Source organism: Herbaspirillum lusitanum P6-12 (assembly GCF_000256565.1).
GTDB classification, from domain to species: Bacteria; Pseudomonadota; Gammaproteobacteria; order Burkholderiales; family Burkholderiaceae_D; genus Herbaspirillum; species Herbaspirillum lusitanum.
Genome location: NZ_AJHH01000546.1, coordinates 1 through 18,754 on the forward strand (window position 1 = coordinate 1; position 18,754 = coordinate 18,754).

General features: G+C 57.1%; 19 protein-coding genes and 1 pseudogene. 15 read left to right on the top strand and 5 right to left on the bottom strand.

All coding sequences use genetic code 11. The annotated features are described in order from the left end of the window. Positions 1 to 432 (top strand): NAD-binding protein (locus HLUSI_RS29405; RefSeq protein WP_040503642.1); only part of this gene is annotated, 432 nt, incomplete at its 5' end. A gap of 64 nt (positions 433 to 496) precedes the next feature. Here HLUSI_RS29405 and HLUSI_RS0118005 read toward each other — a convergent pair. The 5 genes from HLUSI_RS0118005 to HLUSI_RS0118025 all read right to left on the bottom strand — a co-directional run bounded on the left by HLUSI_RS0118005 (position 497) and on the right by HLUSI_RS0118025 (position 5,425). Then, positions 497 to 1,981, bottom strand: coding sequence for a DegQ family serine endoprotease (locus HLUSI_RS0118005; RefSeq protein WP_016835274.1), 1,485 nt, complete (start codon positions 1,979 to 1,981; stop codon positions 497 to 499). A gap of 90 nt (positions 1,982 to 2,071) precedes the next feature. Then, positions 2,072 to 3,388, bottom strand: coding sequence for an ATP-binding protein (locus HLUSI_RS0118010; RefSeq protein ID WP_029363729.1), 1,317 nt, complete (start codon positions 3,386 to 3,388; stop codon positions 2,072 to 2,074). After that, positions 3,385 to 4,041 (bottom strand): response regulator, encoded by a 657-nt coding sequence (locus HLUSI_RS0118015; RefSeq protein WP_016835276.1) that lies wholly within the window; start codon positions 4,039 to 4,041, stop codon positions 3,385 to 3,387. The genes HLUSI_RS0118010 and HLUSI_RS0118015 overlap by 4 nt, the downstream gene beginning before the upstream one ends. A 9-nt stretch (positions 4,042 to 4,050) precedes the next feature. After that, the gene (locus HLUSI_RS0118020) at positions 4,051 to 4,245 is read right to left on the bottom strand and encodes a DUF2905 domain-containing protein (RefSeq protein ID WP_016835277.1); all 195 of its coding nucleotides are present in this window, start codon (positions 4,243 to 4,245) and stop codon (positions 4,051 to 4,053) included. A 22-nt stretch (positions 4,246 to 4,267) separates the two neighbouring features. Further along, on the bottom strand, positions 4,268 to 5,425 hold the full coding sequence (locus tag HLUSI_RS0118025; protein ID WP_016835278.1) for a class I SAM-dependent methyltransferase: 1,158 nt from the start codon (positions 5,423 to 5,425) through the stop codon (positions 4,268 to 4,270). A gap of 88 nt (positions 5,426 to 5,513) precedes the next feature. Between HLUSI_RS0118025 and HLUSI_RS29410 the strand changes: the two are divergent. The 14 genes and pseudogenes from HLUSI_RS29410 to HLUSI_RS0118095 all read left to right on the top strand — a co-directional run. Then, positions 5,514 to 6,160, top strand: a pseudogene (locus HLUSI_RS29410) (SDR family NAD(P)-dependent oxidoreductase). Positions 6,161 to 6,200: 40 nt separating this feature from the next. Then, positions 6,201 to 6,596: a dihydroneopterin aldolase gene (locus HLUSI_RS0118035; protein WP_016835279.1), complete on the top strand. Its 396-nt coding sequence runs from the start codon at positions 6,201 to 6,203 to the stop codon at positions 6,594 to 6,596. A 23-nt stretch (positions 6,597 to 6,619) separates the two neighbouring features. Continuing rightward, complete coding sequence (gene ttcA, locus HLUSI_RS0118040; protein ID WP_016835280.1) at positions 6,620 to 7,579, top strand: tRNA 2-thiocytidine(32) synthetase TtcA; 960 nt, start codon at positions 6,620 to 6,622, stop codon at positions 7,577 to 7,579. A gap of 347 nt (positions 7,580 to 7,926) precedes the next feature. Then, the gene (rfbG, locus tag HLUSI_RS0118045) at positions 7,927 to 9,006 is read left to right on the top strand and encodes a CDP-glucose 4,6-dehydratase (RefSeq protein WP_016835281.1); all 1,080 of its coding nucleotides are present in this window, start codon (positions 7,927 to 7,929) and stop codon (positions 9,004 to 9,006) included. Between the two features lie 32 nt (positions 9,007 to 9,038). Continuing rightward, positions 9,039 to 10,049 carry a UDP-glucose 4-epimerase GalE gene (gene galE, locus HLUSI_RS0118050; RefSeq protein WP_016835282.1) on the top strand — a complete coding sequence of 337 codons (1,011 nt, stop codon included), beginning with the start codon at positions 9,039 to 9,041 and terminating at the stop codon, positions 10,047 to 10,049. Positions 10,050 to 10,073: 24 nt separating this feature from the next. Then, positions 10,074 to 11,141, top strand: coding sequence for a dTDP-glucose 4,6-dehydratase (gene rfbB, locus HLUSI_RS0118055; protein ID WP_016835283.1), 1,068 nt, complete (start codon positions 10,074 to 10,076; stop codon positions 11,139 to 11,141). Further along, positions 11,138 to 12,043 (top strand): glucose-1-phosphate thymidylyltransferase RfbA, encoded by a 906-nt coding sequence (gene rfbA, locus HLUSI_RS0118060; protein ID WP_016835284.1) that lies wholly within the window; start codon positions 11,138 to 11,140, stop codon positions 12,041 to 12,043. The genes rfbB and rfbA overlap by 4 nt, the downstream gene beginning before the upstream one ends. A 9-nt stretch (positions 12,044 to 12,052) precedes the next feature. Continuing rightward, entirely contained in the window at positions 12,053 to 12,598 is a 546-nt protein-coding gene (gene rfbC / locus HLUSI_RS0118065) for a dTDP-4-dehydrorhamnose 3,5-epimerase (protein WP_016835285.1), read from the top strand. Further along, complete coding sequence (rfbD, locus tag HLUSI_RS29415) at positions 12,595 to 13,521, top strand: dTDP-4-dehydrorhamnose reductase (RefSeq protein WP_016835286.1); 927 nt, start codon at positions 12,595 to 12,597, stop codon at positions 13,519 to 13,521. The genes rfbC and rfbD overlap by 4 nt, the downstream gene beginning before the upstream one ends. Positions 13,522 to 13,599: 78 nt before the next feature. Then, positions 13,600 to 14,541: a hypothetical protein gene (locus HLUSI_RS0118075; protein ID WP_157137909.1), complete on the top strand. Its 942-nt coding sequence runs from the start codon at positions 13,600 to 13,602 to the stop codon at positions 14,539 to 14,541. A 123-nt stretch (positions 14,542 to 14,664) separates the two neighbouring features. Then, entirely contained in the window at positions 14,665 to 15,510 is an 846-nt protein-coding gene (locus HLUSI_RS0118080; RefSeq protein ID WP_016835288.1) for a hypothetical protein, read from the top strand. Between the two features lie 2 nt (positions 15,511 to 15,512). Then, a complete protein-coding gene (locus HLUSI_RS0118085) occupies positions 15,513 to 16,634 on the top strand; it encodes a DegT/DnrJ/EryC1/StrS family aminotransferase (RefSeq protein ID WP_040503643.1) in 1,122 nt (373 codons plus the stop codon). A 9-nt stretch (positions 16,635 to 16,643) separates the two neighbouring features. Next, a complete protein-coding gene (locus HLUSI_RS0118090; protein WP_016835290.1) occupies positions 16,644 to 18,035 on the top strand; it encodes a hypothetical protein in 1,392 nt (463 codons plus the stop codon). Between the two features lie 139 nt (positions 18,036 to 18,174). Continuing rightward, a partial coding sequence (locus tag HLUSI_RS0118095; RefSeq protein ID WP_016835291.1) for a glycosyltransferase family 2 protein occupies positions 18,175 to 18,754 on the top strand: 580 nt, incomplete at its 3' end.

Consider the following 18,754-nt stretch of genomic DNA (forward strand, 5'->3'; position numbering starts at 1 on the left):
CGCACCGCGGGCGCCGACAAGGCGCGCCTGATCGTGATCGCCATCGACGATGCGCCGGCCAGCCTGAAGCTGGTGGAAGCCGTGCAACGCGCCTTCCCGCACCTGAAGATCGCCGCCCGCGCGCGCAACGTCACGCACCTGTACGACCTGATGGACCGCGGCGTCACCGTGCTCGAACGCGAGACCTTCGAGAGCGCGCTGCAGATGGGTCGCCAGGTATTGCGCCAGCTGGATTTCGGTGCGTATCGCGCGCACCGCGCGGCAATGAAATTCCGCGCCCACAATATCGAAACGCTGCACAAGCTGTATCCGCATTACAAGGATCAGCAGCAAATGGTGTCGATGGCCGTGCAGGCACGCGAAGAACTGGAGGCGATGTTCGCCAGCGACAACGACGCCATCACCGACGGCGACAAGCATCGCTGGGATTAAGGTCGCAAATGCAAAAAGGCCGGACGCTAGTGCGATCCGGCCTTTTCTTATTACGCCAACCGATTTAGTTCAAATACACCGGCACGAAGATCTTGTCGTCGCCGCGCTCCACCAGCAACGCCACGCTCTTGCCGGCCTTGCTCACCAGGCTGCGCAATTGCTCCACGCTGGTCACCGCATTGCCGTTCAAGGACAGGATCACGTCGCCGCTCTGGATGCCCGCCACCGCCGCCGGCCCGTTGACGTCTTCCACCAGCAAGCCGCCGTGCACGCCGATCTGCTGCTGTTCGCTCTTGTCCAGCGGACGCACCGCCAGCCCCAGCCGGCCCTGCGGCTCGTTGCGACTGGCTGCGGCTTCCTTGGTTGGCTTCAGTTCGCCGACCGTGATGTTGAGCGACTTGAGCGCACCGTTGCGCATCACCTCGATTTTCTGCGTGGTTCCCGGCGCGGTGTCGGCCACCAGCGTCGGCAGATCCACCGAGTGATCAATCGCCTGGCCGTTGAAGCGCAGGATCACGTCGCCCGCCTGCACGCCGGCCTTCTCGGCCGGGCTACCCTTCTCGACCGAACTGACCAATGCGCCTTCCGATTTCTTCAGTCCGAAGGATTCCGCCAGCGCCTGGTTGATTTCCTGGACCGACACGCCGAGACGGCCGCGCGTCACCTTGCCGTGCTGGACCAGTTGTTGCTCGACCTTCATCGCGACATCAATGGGGATTGAAAACGACAGCCCCTGATAACCGCCGGTCTGGCTGTAGATCTGCGAATTGATGCCGACTACCTGGCCCTTCAGGTTGAACAACGGACCGCCCGAATTGCCGGGATTGACGGCGACGTCGGTCTGGATGAACGGCACGTAATTGTCGTCCGGCAGGGCGCGCGACTTGGCGCTGACGATACCGGCCGTGGCGGTGTTGTCGAAACCGTAGGGCGAGCCGATCGCCAGCACCGGTTCGCCGACCTTCATCAGCGCCGGGTTGCCGATCTGCACGGTCGGCAAATCCTTGGCCGCGATGCGGATCACGGCGATGTCGCTCTGCTTGTCGGCCCCCAGCACCTTGGCCTTGAACTCGCGGCGGTCGGTCAGCTTGACGGTGACTTCCTGTGCACCGTCGACCACGTGGGCATTGGTCAGGATCAGCCCGTCCGGGCTGATGATGAAGCCCGAGCCGAGACCGCGCATGATCTGCGGCGTGCGTGGCGGTTGCTGGAATTGCGGGCCGAAGCGCTTGAAGAATTCAGAAAACGGATCGTTGGGATCGACGTCGTCGGAAGCGTCGTCGGACACGCGCTTCGCCTTGCCGGTGACGCTGATGTTGACCACGGCCGGACCATAGCGCTGCACGATGCCCGAGAAATCGGTGGCCGCCGCGACCACCGGTCCGGCCGGGGCAGCGGGCGCGGAATTGGACGCCACCAGCGGGGCGTTGACCGCGGCCGCGTGCGCCGACGGCAGGTCGGCGCCGCGAAAATAGACGTAGCTGCCGCCGACGACGGCGGCCAGTGCGATGGCGAGCGTATTGCGAACGAAAACGGTACGGCGATTCATGATGCACTCCTTGCGATAGGGGTGGCCTCTCCACCCGATGGAATGCATCGTAAGTCGCGAAAATTAAGGCAGACTTAAGGAAACAAACTGTTACACCTTGGCTTTGGCAAAACGGACCTCAACACGTAAACCCGTGCCGGTATTTTCCAGCCGTACGCGTGCGCCGTGCAAATCGGCGATCTGGCGCACGATGGCCAGGCCGAGACCGCTGCCCGGTTGCGACGGCGGCACATTGGCGGCGCGGTGGAAGCGGTCGAACACGCGTTCCAGGTCCTGCTCGGGAATGCCCGGGCCGCGATCTTCCACGGTGACGACCAATGCGTCGCCGTCGCTGCGCATGGCGACATCGACGGTGCTGTCGGCCGGACTATACTGCAGCGCATTCGACAGCAGGTTGCCGAACAGGATGCGCAAGGCATCGGCATTGCCTGTCACGCGCAAGGGCCGGCCATCGTCGCCCTGGTCCGACAACCCCAGGTCGATGCCGCCATGCTCGGCCACCGAGGACAGGTCGCCCACCACGCTCCCCAGCAAGGCGCGCAGATCGACTTGCGTGAAGCTCATGGCATCGGGCTCTTGCCGGGCCAGCGTGAGCAGCTGGTGGACCAGATGGGTAGTCCGTTCCAGCCCGTTCTTGAGATCGGCGAAGGCGGCGCGGCGCTCCTCCTCATCGACAGCGCGCTCGGCCAGCTGCGTCTGCAAGCGCAGGGCGGTGAGGGGCGTGCGCAATTCGTGGGCGGCATCGGCAACGAAGGCGCGCTGGGTCTCGGTGGCGTGCTTGAGCCGCGCCAGCAGATCGTTCAAGGCGTGCGTGAGCGGCTGGATTTCCTGCGGCATGCCCACATCGGCCAGCGGCTGCAGCGAATTCATGTCGCGCGCGGCCACCTCGGCGGCCGCCTTGCGCACCGGCGCCAGCCCACGGCTGACCGCCACCCACGAGAGCACGCCGATGAGCGGGAACAGCAACAGCAAGGGCATCACGGTCTTCACCGCCGCCTGCGCCGCCACCTGCTTGCGCGCGCTCTGCGGCTGCGACACCTGCGCCACGGTATTGCCGATCTGCGCGCTGTAGACGCGCCACATGCCGCCCGGTCCCGGGACATCGGCGAAACCGAGCTCGGCCTGCTGCGGCATCACGCTGCGCGAGTGCGAGTGGTAAATCACGGTGCCGGTGCTGTCCCAGATCTGCATCATGATTTCATCATCCAGACCGGGCGCGTCCTGGCCCGGGGCAATCGGTGCAAAGGCCTGGCGCGGCAGCGACGCGGCGATCTGGCGCATCTGGTAATCGAAGATTTCGTTGGCTTCGCCGCGCGCCTGGAAGTACAGCGCGATGCCGGCCAGCAGGATGCCGGCGCTCAGGCCGAGCGCCAGCCACAGCAATAGTTGTCGTCGAATGGAGTTCATTTGGGCACCAGATAACCGATTCCGCGCACGTTCTTGATGAAGTCGCTGCCGAGCTTCTTGCGCAAGGCGTGGATGTGAACTTCGATCGCATTGCTGTCGACGCCGTCATCCCAGCCGTAGAGTTTTTCTTCCAGCTGGGCGCGCGACAACACCACGCCCGGGCGATCCAGAAAGGCCTGCAACAAGGTGAATTCGCGCGCCGACAGGTTGACCGGCTTGCCACTGACCGTCACTTCATGGGTCGCTGGATTCAAGATCACTTCGCGCACCTGCACCAGGCTCTCGGCGCGCCCCGCCTGGCGGCGCGAGAGGGCGCGCATGCGCGCCGAGAGTTCTTCCAGGTCATAAGGCTTGATCAGGTAGTCATCGGCGCCGGCATCCAGCCCGGCGACGCGATCGGCGACGGCGTCGCGCGCGGTGGTAATCAGCACCGGCACCTTGTTGCCGGCCGCGCGCAATTCCTGCAATACGGCCAGGCCGTTCTTTTGCGGCAGCCCGAGGTCGAGCAGCACCAGCGCGTAATCCTCCTGGCGCAATGCCAGCGCCGCTGCGGCGCCGTCCTGCACCCAGTCGACCGCGAAACCGTCCTGGCGCAAACCCTTGCGCGCCGCTTCACCCACCATCAGATCGTCTTCGACCAGGAGGATGCGCATGATGGTCTCCTACAGGAAGCGCGCCAGCAAAAACACCACCGCCGAGATCAGGATGGTCGATGCAAACGGCAGCGAAAACAGGCGCCCGAACAATTTGAAGCGCAAGTCTCCCGGCAGACGGCCGATGCCGAGCTTTTCCAGCCACGGCAACAAGCTGGAAAACACGACGACGGCGATGAAGATGACGACGACCCAACGAATCATATGAACTCTCTGCTATCTCTGTTTAAAGGCGATGGGTACGGTCATGCGTCAAAAGACGCCCGGGCCAGTCGACGTTCTTGCCCACGACGAGCACTTTGAACAGCTCGCCCATTTCAGCGGGCGAGATCAACTTTTGCACCGCATTGGATTGCGGCAGATATTGTGCGCTTTGTTCCGGCGACGTGCGCAGCAACAGCTCGCCGATGCCGGCGCTGAGCAGGAATCCCGCCTGGCTGGCGTAGCCCAGCACGTCCAGCCCGCCTTCGATCGCCGCACGCGCCATTGCCGTGAAGTCAACGTGCGCGGTGACGTCCTGCAAACCCGGCAGGTAAAACGGATCGGCGTGCGCATGATGGCGGTAGTGGCACATCAGCGTGCCCTGCGCGCGTCCGGGGAAATAGTATTCCGCCGCCGGGAAGCCGTAATCGATCAGCAGCGCCGCGGAATTTCCCCGTTGCAACATTGCCGCCAGCGATTGCATGAACGCGGCGCCGATGGGATGGACTTCAGTCAGATAACCGACCGGCAGCGCGTCGCCGTCGGGGATCTGCGCTGCCAGAATAGCGGCGGCGTCGGCACGGTCGGCGCGGTCGGCGAACGTGAAAGCGCCCGCATCATCGAGCGCCACGCCGCGCTCCAGCCATCCCTGTTCGCTACGCACCACCAGTTGCACCGGCATGGCGTCGAGCACCTCGTTGCCGATCACGACGCCGGAAAACGTCGCCGGCAGGCTGTCCAGCCATTGCACCTGCGGGAAGTCGCGCAGCTTTTCCTGTTGCCGCGCGCGCAATTGCGACGAGATTTCAACGATGTAATAGTGCTCCGGCAACTTGCCGGCTGCACGCAGTTCGCTCAGGATATCGAACGCCAGTTTGCCTGTGCCGGCGCCGAATTCCATGATGGCCGCGCCGGTCTGCGGAAACAATTCTGTCGCCAAATGCGCCAAAGTAGCGCCGAAAAGCGGCGAAATTTCCGGTGCGGTTGTAAAATCACCGTCTTTGCCCAATTTGGCCGCACCGCCGCTGTAATAGCCCAGTGCAGGCGCGTACAGCACCAGTTCCATGTAGCGCGCAAACGAAATCCAGCCGCCATTGCGCCGGATGTCGTCGGCGATCAGGAGCTGGAGAGAGCGGGAAGCGGCAAGCGCGTCGGCGGAAGGTTCGGGTAGTTGCAGTTGCATGATGGGGCGTATTGTATTTGAATCCGCCCCTGCCTTCGCAATTGGCTCCCGCTGTCATTGCGCGCTCCATTCCCGGCCCCATCACGAAATGAACATCATGATTCCGTCTCGACAACAAGTTGCCCTCGTCACCGGCGCCGCCAAGCGTATCGGCCGCACGATCGCGCTCGCACTGGCGCGCGACGGCTGGGACATCGCCGTGCATTACGGCAAATCGGCAGCCGAGGCGCAAGCGCTGGTGGCCGAAATAGCCGCGCTGGGCCGGCGCGCCATCGCGCTGCAATGCGAACTGGCCGACGAGGCCGGCGTGCGCACGCTGGTGCGCCAGGCCGGGCGGCTGGGACCGGTGGCGTGCGTGGTGAACAACGCTTCGCTGTTCCGCGAAGACCGGGCCGAGAGCTTTTCGATGGACGCGCTGGACGCCCACATGCGCGCCAATGTCGCCGCCCCCGTATTGCTGGCGCAGGCCTTGTACGACGCCACGCCGCCGGGCCGCCAGGCCGTGGTCGTCAACCTGCTCGACCAGAAGCTGTACAATCCCAATCCCGATTTCCTGTCTTACACGCTGTCCAAGGCCGCGCTGCAAAGCGCCACCACCTTGCTGGCGCAGGCGACGTCGCTGCCGCGGTCTGCTTCGTTGCCACCGCGCAGGCGATCACCGGCACGACGATCCTGGTCGACGGCGGCCAGCACCTGGTGCCGCTGCAACGCGACGTGATGTTCCTCGCCAAATAGGCGTTTCGTTTTTTATTCATTTATCTCTTGTCTGGATTCCATGTTTTCTCTTTCCCATCCCGAACTGAACGATTGCCGCCGCCTGTTCCTGCGCAACTATGAAGTGCTGATCAACATCGGCGTGCACGAATTCGAGAAAAAGGGCGAGCAGCGCATCCTCATCAATGTCGACCTCTTCATCCCGCTGGCCATGTCGACGCCGGAACACGACCAGCTGCAGGAAGTGGTCGACTACGACTTCATCCGCAGCACCATCGCCAAGCGCATGGCGCAGGGCCATATCCATTTGCAGGAAACCTTGTGCGACGACGTCGTCAAGGCCATGCTGGCGCATCCCAAGGTGCGCGCCGTCCGCGTTTCCACCGAAAAGCCGGACGTCTATCCCGATTGCGACTCCGTCGGCGTGGAAGTCTTCCGCGTCAAAGAAGCGCTCTGAACCCTCTATTTGCAGGACCCAAGATGAACGATCTGCTCGAACACGCCAAACTCGCCGACAGCGCCGCTCCTGCCGAGGCCATCCCCTCGGTCAAGCAGGCGGAAAAACTCGCCTACGAAAACAACAAGCTGCACAAGCGCCTGTGCCGCCTGACCGGCCAGGCCATCGGCGACTACAACATGATCGAGGACGGCGACAAGGTGATGGTCTGCCTGTCTGGAGGCAAGGACAGCTACGCGCTGCTCGACATCCTGCTGACGCTGCGCGAGCGCGCGCCAATCCACTTCGACATCATCGCGGTGAACCTGGACCAGAAGCAGCCGAACTTCCCGGCCGATATCCTGCCCGCCTACCTGGAAAAACTGGGCGTGGCGTACCACATCGAAAACCAGGACACCTACAGCATCGTCAAGCGCGTGGTCCCGGAGGGCAAGACCACCTGCGCGCTGTGTTCGCGTTTACGCCGCGGCATCCTGTACCGCGTTGCAACAGAACTGGGCGCCACAAAAATTGCCTTGGGGCATCATCGCGACGACATCCTTGAAACCTTTTTCCTGAACATGTTCTTCGGCGGCAAACTCAAGGGTATGCCACCCAAGTTGCAGTCCGACGACGGCAAGCAGATCGTCATCCGTCCGCTTGCGTATGTGAAGGAAGCCGATCTCACCCGCTACGCCGAGGTCAAGGAATTCCCGATCATTCCGTGCGACCTGTGCGGCAGCCAGGAGAACCTGCAACGCAAGCAGATCAAGGGGCTCATGCGTGAATGGGAGAAGAAATTCCCGGGCCGCGTCGACAATATCTTCGCTTCATTCTCGACTGTGGCGCCTTCGCATCTGATGGACCGCAAGCTGTTCGACTTCGCCAACCTCAAGGCGACCGGTGAAGCTGACGCCAACGGCGACATCGCGTTCGATGAAGATCCATGTGCGACCGGCGCGCCTGCCGGGCAGAATGTGATCAAGCTGCACGTCGACGATTAACTTGCAAAGTAAATATCGGTTAAGCATAACGACGCACCTTGCGTGCAGTTATGCGTAAAAAATTATTTCAAAGTCCATATTTGCACGGATTGGATGCCAAATACCCTCCTGATCATCGCTTGAAGCCGTTGCCCCCCATGATTTAATTTGACCGTCATCTGCGTAATTTTCAGTACTCCTGAGCAATACGCAGCAGGATCACAATATCAATTAAATCAAGAAAGTCGCGACAGCCGCAGGGGCCTGAGAAAGGAGTTGGTGATCAACCCCTTCCGCCACCGAGATGGAACCACCATCCGCACCTCTGCCCATGCCGACACTGCTTATTTCGTGCATGAGGAAGTTTGATGGCAGCACAATTCTGGCGCGACAAGCGCGTATTCATCACCGGCCATACCGGCTTCAAGGGTAGCTGGCTGACCTTGTGGTTGCACCGTTGGGGCGCCAAGGTCTACGGCTATTCGCTGCCGGCGCCGACCAATCCGAGCCTGTTCCATCTGGCGCGACTCCAGAATTGCGTCCAGACCACCACCGGCGACGTGCGCGACCTCAGGCATTTGAGCGACACCATGGCGGCCGTGCAGCCGGACGTGGTGTTCCACCTGGCGGCGCAACCGCTGGTGCGCGACTCCTACAACACGCCGATCGACACCTTTGCCATCAACGTGATGGGCACCGCCCATCTGCTGGAAGCCGTACGTCATACGCCGAGCGTGCGCTCGGTAATCGTGGTGACCAGCGACAAATGTTATGAAAACCGCGAATGGCTGTGGGGCTATCGCGAAGACGACCCGATGGGCGGCCACGATCCGTACAGCAGCAGCAAGGGTGCTGCGGAACTGGTGACCTCGGCGTATCGCCGTTCCTACTTCCAGCATAACGCCGACGCCCACGCAGCGATTGCCACCGTCCGCGCCGGCAACGTCATCGGCGGCGGCGACTTCGCCGGCGACCGCCTGATCCCGGATTTCATCCGTGCGCTGGAAAAGGAAGAAGCCGTCAGCATCCGCAACCCGCACGCGATCCGTCCATGGCAGTTCGTGCTGGAGCCCTTGTCGGGCTACCTGCAGGTGGCGCAGAAATTATATGAATCGGGCCAGCAATTCGCCGAAGGCTGGAACTTCGGTCCGGCCGACACCGACCTGCAGACCGTCAGCCAGCTGTGCGCGACGTTCAACCATTCGCTGCAGAAGAACGACGTGGCGCCGGTGGAGGTACGCCTGGAAAGCCAGGCCGGCGCACCGCATGAAGCCGCTTTCCTGCGCCTCGACATTTCCAAGGCGCGCCAACGGCTGGACTGGGTTCCGAAGATGGAACTGTACACCGCGCTGGAATTGACCGCGCAGTGGTACGGCGGCTATATCAATAACGAAGACCTGCGGACGCTGAGCGAAAGCCAGATTGAGTTTTACCAGAATCTGACATAATCTCCGGCTACATCAATCAGGTCGAAATTCAGATGAACATTCTCGTCACAGGCGGTGCAGGTTATATCGGTTCACATACTTGCGTGGAGTTGCTCAAGGCAGGGCATCAGGTCGTCGTTTTCGATAATTTTTGCAACAGCTTTCCCGAATCGGTACGGCGCGTTGAAAAAATTACCGGTAAAACGCTAGCGCTGGTGGAGGGGGACATTCGCGACCGCGAAGCATTGGAAAAAGCGTTGCGCAGCTACGAATGCGATGCGGTCATTCATTTTGCAGGTCTGAAAGCAGTCGGTGAATCCGTTGCCAAACCCCTGGAGTATTACGACAACAACGTCGTCGGCACGGTCCGCCTGCTGGAAGCCATGCAAGCCACCGGCGTGAAGACCATCGTGTTCAGTTCCTCCGCCACGGTGTATGGCGTGCCGCAATTTCTACCCTATACCGAAGATCATCCGCTGTCCTCGACCAGTCCCTACGGGCGCGGCAAGCTCATGGTCGAAGATATCCTGCGCGATTACCATGTCGCCCAGCCGGACTCGCGCATTGCCCTGCTGCGCTACTTCAATCCGGTCGGCGCGCACCACAGCGGCCTGATCGGCGAGGACCCGCAAGGCGTGCCGAACAACCTGATGCCCTTCGTCACCCAGGTGGCGATAGGCAAACGCGACAGATTACAGATCTGGGGCGGCGACTACGACACTCACGACGGCACCGGCGTGCGCGACTATATCCATGTGGAAGACCTCGCCGTCGGCCACGTCAAGGCGCTGGAACATCTGCGGCAACCGCAATGCTTCGCCGTGAATCTCGGCAGCGGCCGCGGCCACAGCGTGCTCGAGGTCGTCAAGGCCTTCGAACAGGCCTGCGGCAAGAGCATCCCCTATGAAATCGGACCGCGCCGCGCCGGCGATCTTCCCGCATACTATGCCGACGTCACGCTGGCAAAGTCGCTGTTGGGCTGGAAAGCGACGCGCTCCCTGGAAACCATGTGCGCCGACAGCTGGCGCTGGCAACAGGCAAATCCCGACGGCTTTCGCATCTAACACTGACAACGGAAACAACAACACATGATTTTCGTGACCGGCGGCGCCGGCTTCATCGGCAGCAATTTCATCCTCGATTATTTGTCGCGTCATGATGAGCATGTGCTCAACATCGACAAGCTGACCTACGCCGGCAATCCCTACAACCTGGGCAGCCTGGACGGCGACGCGCGCTATCACTTCGTGCAGGCCGACGTCGCCGACCACGCAAAGATTGCGGAGCTGTTCAGCCGGCATCGGCCGCGTGCGATCCTGCATTTCGCCGCGGAAAGCCATGTCGACCGCTCCATTCACAGCCCCGGCGAGTTCATCCATACCAACGTCAACGGCACCTTCAACCTGCTGGAAGTGGCGCGCCACTACTGGTCCGACCTGGAAGCGCAGCAACGACAGGAATTCCGCTTCCTGCACGTCTCGACCGATGAAGTCTACGGAACCCTCGGCTCCGACGACGCGCCATTCAGCGAAACCACGCCGTACGCGCCCAACAGCCCCTATTCGGCGTCCAAGGCCGCCTCGGACCATCTGGTGCGCGCTTATCACCACACCTATGGCCTGCCGACGCTGACCACCAATTGTTCCAACAATTATGGGCCCTACCATTTCCCTGAAAAGCTGATCCCGCTGGTCATCCTCAACGCGCTCGACGGCAAGCCGCTGCCGATCTACGGCGACGGCCAGCAAATCCGTGACTGGCTGTTCGTCGGCGATCACTGCACCGCCATCCGCGAAGTGCTGGCGCGCGGCGTGCCGGGAGAAACCTACAACATCGGCGGCTGGAACGAAAAAGCCAACCTCGACGTCGTGCGCACGCTGTGCGACATGCTCGACGAACTCAAGCCCAAGGCCGCCGGCAGCTATCGCGACCAGATCACCTTCGTGCAGGACCGCCCCGGCCATGACCGGCGCTACGCCATCGATGCCCGCAAGCTGGAACGGGAACTGGGCTGGAAACCGGCCGAGACCTTCGAGACCGGCATCGCCAAGACCGTGCGCTGGTATCTCGACAATCCGCAATGGGTCGCCAACGTGCGCTCGGGCGGCTACCTGAAGTGGCTGGAGCTCCAATACGGCGGCAAGGAAAAATCATGACGACAGCAGCGCGCATTCTGCCGGAACGCAAAGGCATCATCCTGGCCGGCGGCTCGGGTACGCGCCTGTATCCGGCGACCACGGTGCTCTCCAAGCAGCTCATGCCGATCTACGACAAGCCGATGGTGTATTACCCCCTGACCAGCCTGATGCTGGCGGGCATCCGCGACATCCTGATCATCTCGACGCCGCAGGACACGCCGCGCTTTGCCGAGCTGCTGGGCGACGGCCACCAGTGGGGCTTGAATCTCACCTACGCCGTGCAACCCTCGCCGGACGGCTTGGCGCAAGCCTTCATCATCGGCCGCAAGTTCATCGACGGCGCGCCCTCGGCGCTGATCCTCGGCGACAACATCTTTTACGGCCGCGAATTCGAAACGCAACTGCGCGCCGCTTCGACGACAACCGAAGGGGCAACGATTTTCGCTTACCACGTCAATGACCCGGAACGTTACGGCGTGGTTGAATTCGACCAGAGTCGCCGCGCGGTCAGCATCGTGGAAAAACCGCCGCAGCCGAAATCGAACTACGCCGTCACCGGCCTGTATTTTTATGACGACCAGGTGTGCGACATCGCCGACGGCATCCGGCCTTCGGCGCGCGGCGAACTCGAAATCACCGACGTCAACAGCACCTACCTGGGCCGCAACCAGTTGCAAGTCGAACTGATGGGACGCGGCATCGCCTGGCTCGACACCGGCACCCATGAGTCGCTGCTGGAAGCCGGGCAATTCATCGCGACCATTGAAAAACGCCAGGGACTGAAAGTTGCTTGCCCGGAAGAAATCGCCTACCGCCGTGGCTATATCGATGCGGCGCAACTCGAAAACCTGGCCGCGCCTCTCAAGAAAAATGCCTATGGTCAGTACCTGCTGCAACTGCTGACCGATATGAGTTACTGAAATCTCGACATGAAAATTATTCCCACCGCGATTCCCGACGTCCTGATTGTCGAACCCACCGTATTCGGCGACGCACGCGGCTTTTTCTTCGAAAGCTTCAACACCCGCCGCTTTGCGGAATTGACGGGCATCACCGCTAATTTCGTGCAAGACAATCATTCTCGCTCCACGCATAACGTATTGCGCGGATTGCATTACCAGACCCAGCATCCGCAAGGAAAACTGGTGCGCGTCACTGCTGGCGAAGTGCTCGACGTCGCTGTCGACATCCGCAAACATTCGCCGACATTCGGTCACTGGACCAGCACGGTGCTATCGGCGGAAAACAAGCGCCAGATGTGGGTCCCCGCTGGTTTTGCACACGGATTTCTGGTACTCGGCGAATACGCCGAATTTCTCTACAAGACGACGGACTACTGGATGGCAGAACATGAACGCTGCATTCTGTGGAATGATCCCGCCATCGGCATTGAGTGGGGATTATCAGAAATGCCGGTCATGTCCCCGAAAGATAAAAAAGGAAAACTGCTGAGTCAGGCGGAGATATTCGATTGAAGATACTGCTCACCGGTCAAACAGGTCAGCTTGGACATGTCCTTGCACAGGATATGCAGTTTCTTGGGCAAGTCATTTGCCCATCACATACCGAAATGGATCTGATGCAACCGGATCAAATACGCAGTTTCATACGTGCGATCCGGCCCGATCTGATCATTAATCCCGCCGCCTATACTGCTGTCGACAAAGCAGAAAGCGAAGTTTCTCTGGCGACCAGGATTAATGCCGAAGCGCCCATGATCCTTGCGCAAGAAGCGCAAGCTCTCGATGCCGGCTTCATACACTTTTCTACCGACTATGTTTTCGACGGAGAGAAGACCGCGCCCTACACCGAACGCGATCAACCTTACCCCTCCAACATCTACGGAAAGACGAAGCTTGAAGGGGAACAAGCGATAGCGGAACAATCCGATGCTTACTGGATTTTCCGAACCAGCTGGGTATATGGCGCGCATGGCAGCAACTTCTTGAAAACTATCGTCCGACTTGCACAAGAACGCGAGAGTCTTCATGTAGTTGCAGACCAAATCGGAGCACCCACCTGGACGAAAACCATTAGCCAAACACTGCAGCAATGTTTGCGGCAACGTCCGGAAAATATATCCTTGACCGCCTATCTTCGGGAAAATACGGGGATCTATCATTTGACGGCAGATGGAGAAACCTCATGGCACGGCTACGCACAGCATATTGTGCGCCAATTGGCCGCCCTCGACTTTCAGCTCAGCTTGAAAACGAATGCCATTTTAGAAGTCGCCACATCGGGCCATCCTTCCGCAGCCCGACGACCGGCGAATTCCAGGCTGAACACAAACAAGATACGAGAAAAATTTAACATCGCTTTGCCGCTCTGGCATGAGGCTGTCGATCAATGCCTTACGGAATTATTCGAAATGGAAAAAGCCAAAAATCGTCATTAGAAAAACGTAGGCGCTCATACATTCGCTCAGGTTTTCTTTACCTCATACGTCACATTCGAATACAAGAAAATTTTATCTATGCAAAATGATTTTTTACTCATCAGATCATACGGAAGAGAAAATGCACTGGCCAGAGTCCAGTCAGACCCATTGATCTCAGGATTGAAGGAGTTAAACCAATCTGTTGAACAGTTAATCTATTTTCCTGGTGCCGCCATCACCATTCAAAAACCGAAATATTTGATTGTCAGCTACGATGATACCGATGCGCTTTTGAACGCGCAGGAAATAAGAAAACAAATGGGCTGCAAGGTAATTTGCCTTGGTTCAGATATATACAACTTGGATCGATATGTAGCGATATCTCAAATTGCTGATTTATTTGTGATGCCGACTTTATTGCATAAAGAAATATTACAGTCCGCAGTCTGGACAGATGTCATTGTCGTGCCGGAGTCGGTTGATTCCATATCGATGCCTGAGGGCCGGGTCGAGTTGCCTGTTAAAAGAACAAACCAGATATGCTGGTTCGGTTATCCAGAGTCTTTTGACAAGTCATTCAAATACATTTTCAATCAGGCATTGGAGCGAAGCAGAGTACCAAAACATCAATTCGGCTTTGTTACTTCAGTCAATATATTGGAAGGAATTCCGCACATTCCCTTTCAAGACAAAACCTTTTATGAAGTTACGCAACATTACGGCTACTCATTATTGAGCCATTTCGTGTTTGACGGCCATATCAATTCATATGTCAAATCTCCAAACAAACTCATTACAAGTCTGGTGAGAGGAATGATCCCGTTGGTGTCAAAAACCAAGCATTATGAGGAAATTATGAATCACTATAATTTAGAATCCCTCATGTATGCCAATGGGCACGAATTGGTTGAATTGTTGCGCAATGTAGATGCCGAGCGAGACCATGGGTCGTTCGATATTGCATCGATCGCGAACGATCTGCAAAGCAGATATAGCCCCAAGAAAAATGCACTACTTTTTTTAAACGCTATCAGGTAGTGCCTAAAATTTAATCTCTCTTTTATTGCGGCTTGCCGGCCACAGATCCATCGATTCATCTATTAAGAAGCAGCCTCGCACACTCCTCAGGCGGAGCGCTCCCTCTTGATCGCGTGTTAAAAAATGAAAAAAAATATCCTGCAAATCTACTACGATGAGGCCAGCCAAAAGATGCTGGATCCTGGCTTCACTCCGCTTGAGATCGTCGGTAATCCGCGCGCCGATTGGAGGGAATACTGGGGCATACGCGATTATTTCCTCAACAACGTCCTCAATGAGGATGAATATTACGGTTTCTTGTCGCCCGCATTCAAACACAAGACCCACTTGAGCGCCCAACAGGTTGAAGCGTTCATGGAGAATAATCCCGGCAACGATGTGTATACCTTCTCTCCGATGATTCAAGAGGCGGCATGCTACCTGAATGTCTTCGAACAAGGCAACCGCCATCATCCAGGCCTGATTAATGTCGCGAAAGAATTCTTTGCCTCCATCGATTTGTCCATCGACATGGAAACGCTGGTCAATGATTTCCGCAGCGCAGTTTATTGCAATTACGTCATTGCCAAACCGGTATTTTGGCAGCACTGGTTTGCCATTAATGAGAGGCTATTTGAAATCTCCGAACAGGAAAAAAGCCACCTGAGCACGCAACTTAACGGCACGACGGCCTACTCCAAAGGTCCAGTCCCGATGAAAGTGTTCATGATGGAGCGCACAGCCTCGCTGATCCTGGCATTGGCATCGGACCTGAAGGTCGCCGCCTTTGATATCAATGCAATGCCATTGAGCCATGTCCGGTTTTCTCCATACCGCAAAGAGTTAATGACACTCAATGCGCTGAAAATTGCTTACATTGCCACGTCGGATTCAATTTATCTCCAGCATTTTTTCTCGTTGCGGCAAGAAGTACTGATACGTTGCGAACCAGACTATCCGCATGCATCGCACCTCAATTACCTCTCATAAAAATGCTACCAATCAAACTTAACGGTGTGCCGGTCACTCAGCCTTTCCTCCCCCCGCTGGAAGAATTCGTTGCGTACCTGCAGCAGATCTGGGCTAACAAGCATATAACCAACAACGGCCCGTTTCACCAACAGCTGGAAGCAGCACTCGCCGACTATCTGGGCGTCAAATATGTCTGCTTGTTTTCCAATGGTACCCTGGCATTAATCACGGCCTTGCAGGCTCTGGGCATCACCGGGGAAGCGATTACCTCACCGTATTCTTTCGTCGCCACATCGCATGCCCTGATCTGGAACGGCATCAAGCCGGTGTTTGCCGATATCGATAAAGACACGCTTCTCCTCGATCCCGCGAAAATAGAAGCCGCCATCACCGAACACACCACAGCGATCGTGCCGGTTCATTGCTACGGCTATCCATGCAAGGTTGAAGCAATCCAGAAAATTGCCGACAAATACAAACTTAAGGTTATTTACGATGCCGCGCATGCCTTTGGAGTGCAGTACAAATCGTCCAGCGTACTAACGTACGGCGATCTGTCCATCCTCAGCTTTCATGCCACCAAGGTATTCAACACGTTCGAAGGCGGCGCCATTATTTGCCACAATGCAGAAATGAAGTTGCGCATCGACCAACTCAAGAACTTCGGCACGGTCGATGAAGTCACCGTGGTCGCGGCAGGCATCAATGGAAAAATGAGCGAAGTCAATGCCGCCATGGGCCTGCTGCAATTACAGTACATGGATGAAATTCTGACCCAACGCAAGGCCATCGATGCGCAATACCGCTCGCTGCTATCCGCAGTCAAGCACATCGATTGCCTGCAGCCGCCCGAACATACCAGCGCTTGGAACTACTCTTATTTCCCTATCCTTGTCCGACCAGGCTACCCCATCAGCAGGGATGCGTTATATACCAAAATGCGGGAACAAAATATCTTTCCCCGACGCTATTTTTATCCGTTGATTTCGGAATTTCCGATGTACCGGAATCTGGCCTCTTCCGTTCCGGAAAACTTGCCCGTCGCCACAGAGATCACGCAACAAATCCTATGCCTGCCTATCTATCCAGGCTTGAATATCGATCACATTCGGCAGGTAGCCGACATCATACAATCGCAATAAGGTTCGGCAATGAACGAAGAAATTCTTAAACAATCCTCCATTGAAATAACTGCGAATGGCGAAGCGATATCCATTGCCACAAAACTTTCCCTTCAGGATCTGGATAAAAATGGCATTGCCGGTTGCCTGCCGGTAAAAGAGCTGAAAACACAAACGAACCTGGTGATCAGATTAGGGACTTATCTAAATATCGCCAACATTCTCCACGAATGCAATCGCCTGATCGATGAAATCGGTGTTTTACGTCGCGCTGAAAGAGAATTCGGTACGCAAATACGCGACATCGCACATCGGATTTCGGGATTATTGGAACAAGATCTGCCAATGCCTGAGATGCCGGACAGATGGACGATTGTTCCTATCGACCGCAATGAGAGTCAGTTCAAGCGACTCGCGGAAATCGACGGCAACGTATATGTCAATTTCTGGCATCCGGGCGCCAGATTCGGCGGACTGGCGGGGACACCGGGCCTAGACAATCTGGAGAAACCGGCAGGAATCGATAATGCATCCTTCCATGTTTGCTTTAACGGATGCATCGTGGCGACCGTTCCCGTTGTCATCAATACGACTCATATTGCCTCTTGGGTGACTAATCATCCGTCTTCAGGCTGCATGCCTATCGAGGTATTCTTCGCGGATGCATCCGTGAATCGCGACGATACGTATAAGGTCATCGTCAGCTATCTCAGGCATCTATCCAGAAGCTTTGGCATCGACAGTTTCACGATCATGGAGAAGCCCGAAGAAAACTTCGCTTTATATAAGCAAATCATCAAGAGGGCACGCTCTTACTCTGCCGAAATATGGGATAGCCCCTACGTTGATCTCCGAGTAGAGCAAGAGCAAATTTTTTCCAACGTGCGCAAGTCGTATAAGTCGAATATTAATTGGTGCGCGAAGAACCTCACTATCGATTACTTCACCGGCAATCAGATCACCAATGAAACGTCAGCTTATTTCTTCAGCGTCATCCAGGATTTACACCAGGAGCTGATCACTAAATATACTGACGGCATGACGCAGGATCTGTTTTACCACCCCATATTGATGTGCGCTAACGGACAGGGCGAAGTAGCGATTGCGAAGACTGCCGACGGCACGCCTTATGGCATGTCGGTAACGACCTATGACAATGGCATCGCCTACTATGCACTTGCCGGCTCCCGCGAAGTCATGCGAGGGAAAAACGTGGGGCATTACATCGTTTACGATGCAATAAGGCGCGCTAAGGAGAGCGGGCAAACTAGATATGTAATGAACCGTTTTTTCGGTGCCAGCGTTTCGCTAAATCAGACGAATGTAAGAATGATGATAGACAGAGCCTTCAACATTAATTTCTTCAAAAGAGGCTACTCGGAAGACTGCGCATTCGTTAATGTCTATCAAGTTTTCATCTGACAGCTGCAAAACGCCAAAATAGCATCAAAACGAGAGTCTGTTTCCCCGATTGAGCCCGATCCTGTACGACTAACCTTGCTCCATTCGCTAACGACGATACAAACTCTCGATCGAGCCCTCCCCTGGAAAGACCGCTTCAATGCCAACTGTCAGCATTCTGATTCCCGCTTACAAAGCCGAATATCTCCTTCAGGCGATCATTAGCGCACAGAACCAAACTTTCACAGACATCGAAATACTCGTTGGTGACGATACCCCCAATGCTGCACTTGAGTCCATCGTGAAAGGCGTCAACGATCCCCGGATACGATACTTTCATCACGGCTTCCAAAAAGGTACGCGCAATGCGCGCGCGCTGTGGGAACATGCAAGCGGCCAGTATGTGAAATGGCTTTTTGACGACGATTTGCTGATGCCGGCCTCGGTCGAGACGCTCGTCAGCGCACTGCGCGCGAACCAGGAAGCAGTACTCGCCTTCCATGAGCGTGTGATCATTGACGAAACAAACAACGTAATCAGCACGCCTAATTCGCTACTCCCGGCCGGACAGGTGGCGCTGGTCGATCACGCCTTTCTCCTCGAGAACATGCTGGGGAAAATACATAATTTCATCGGCGAACCAAGCAATATCATGCTCGTACGCGACCGTATCGATATTTCGAGCGTATTCAACTACCGCACTTGGATACTGGACTTTATCGGCGACGTCGCCCAGCTGT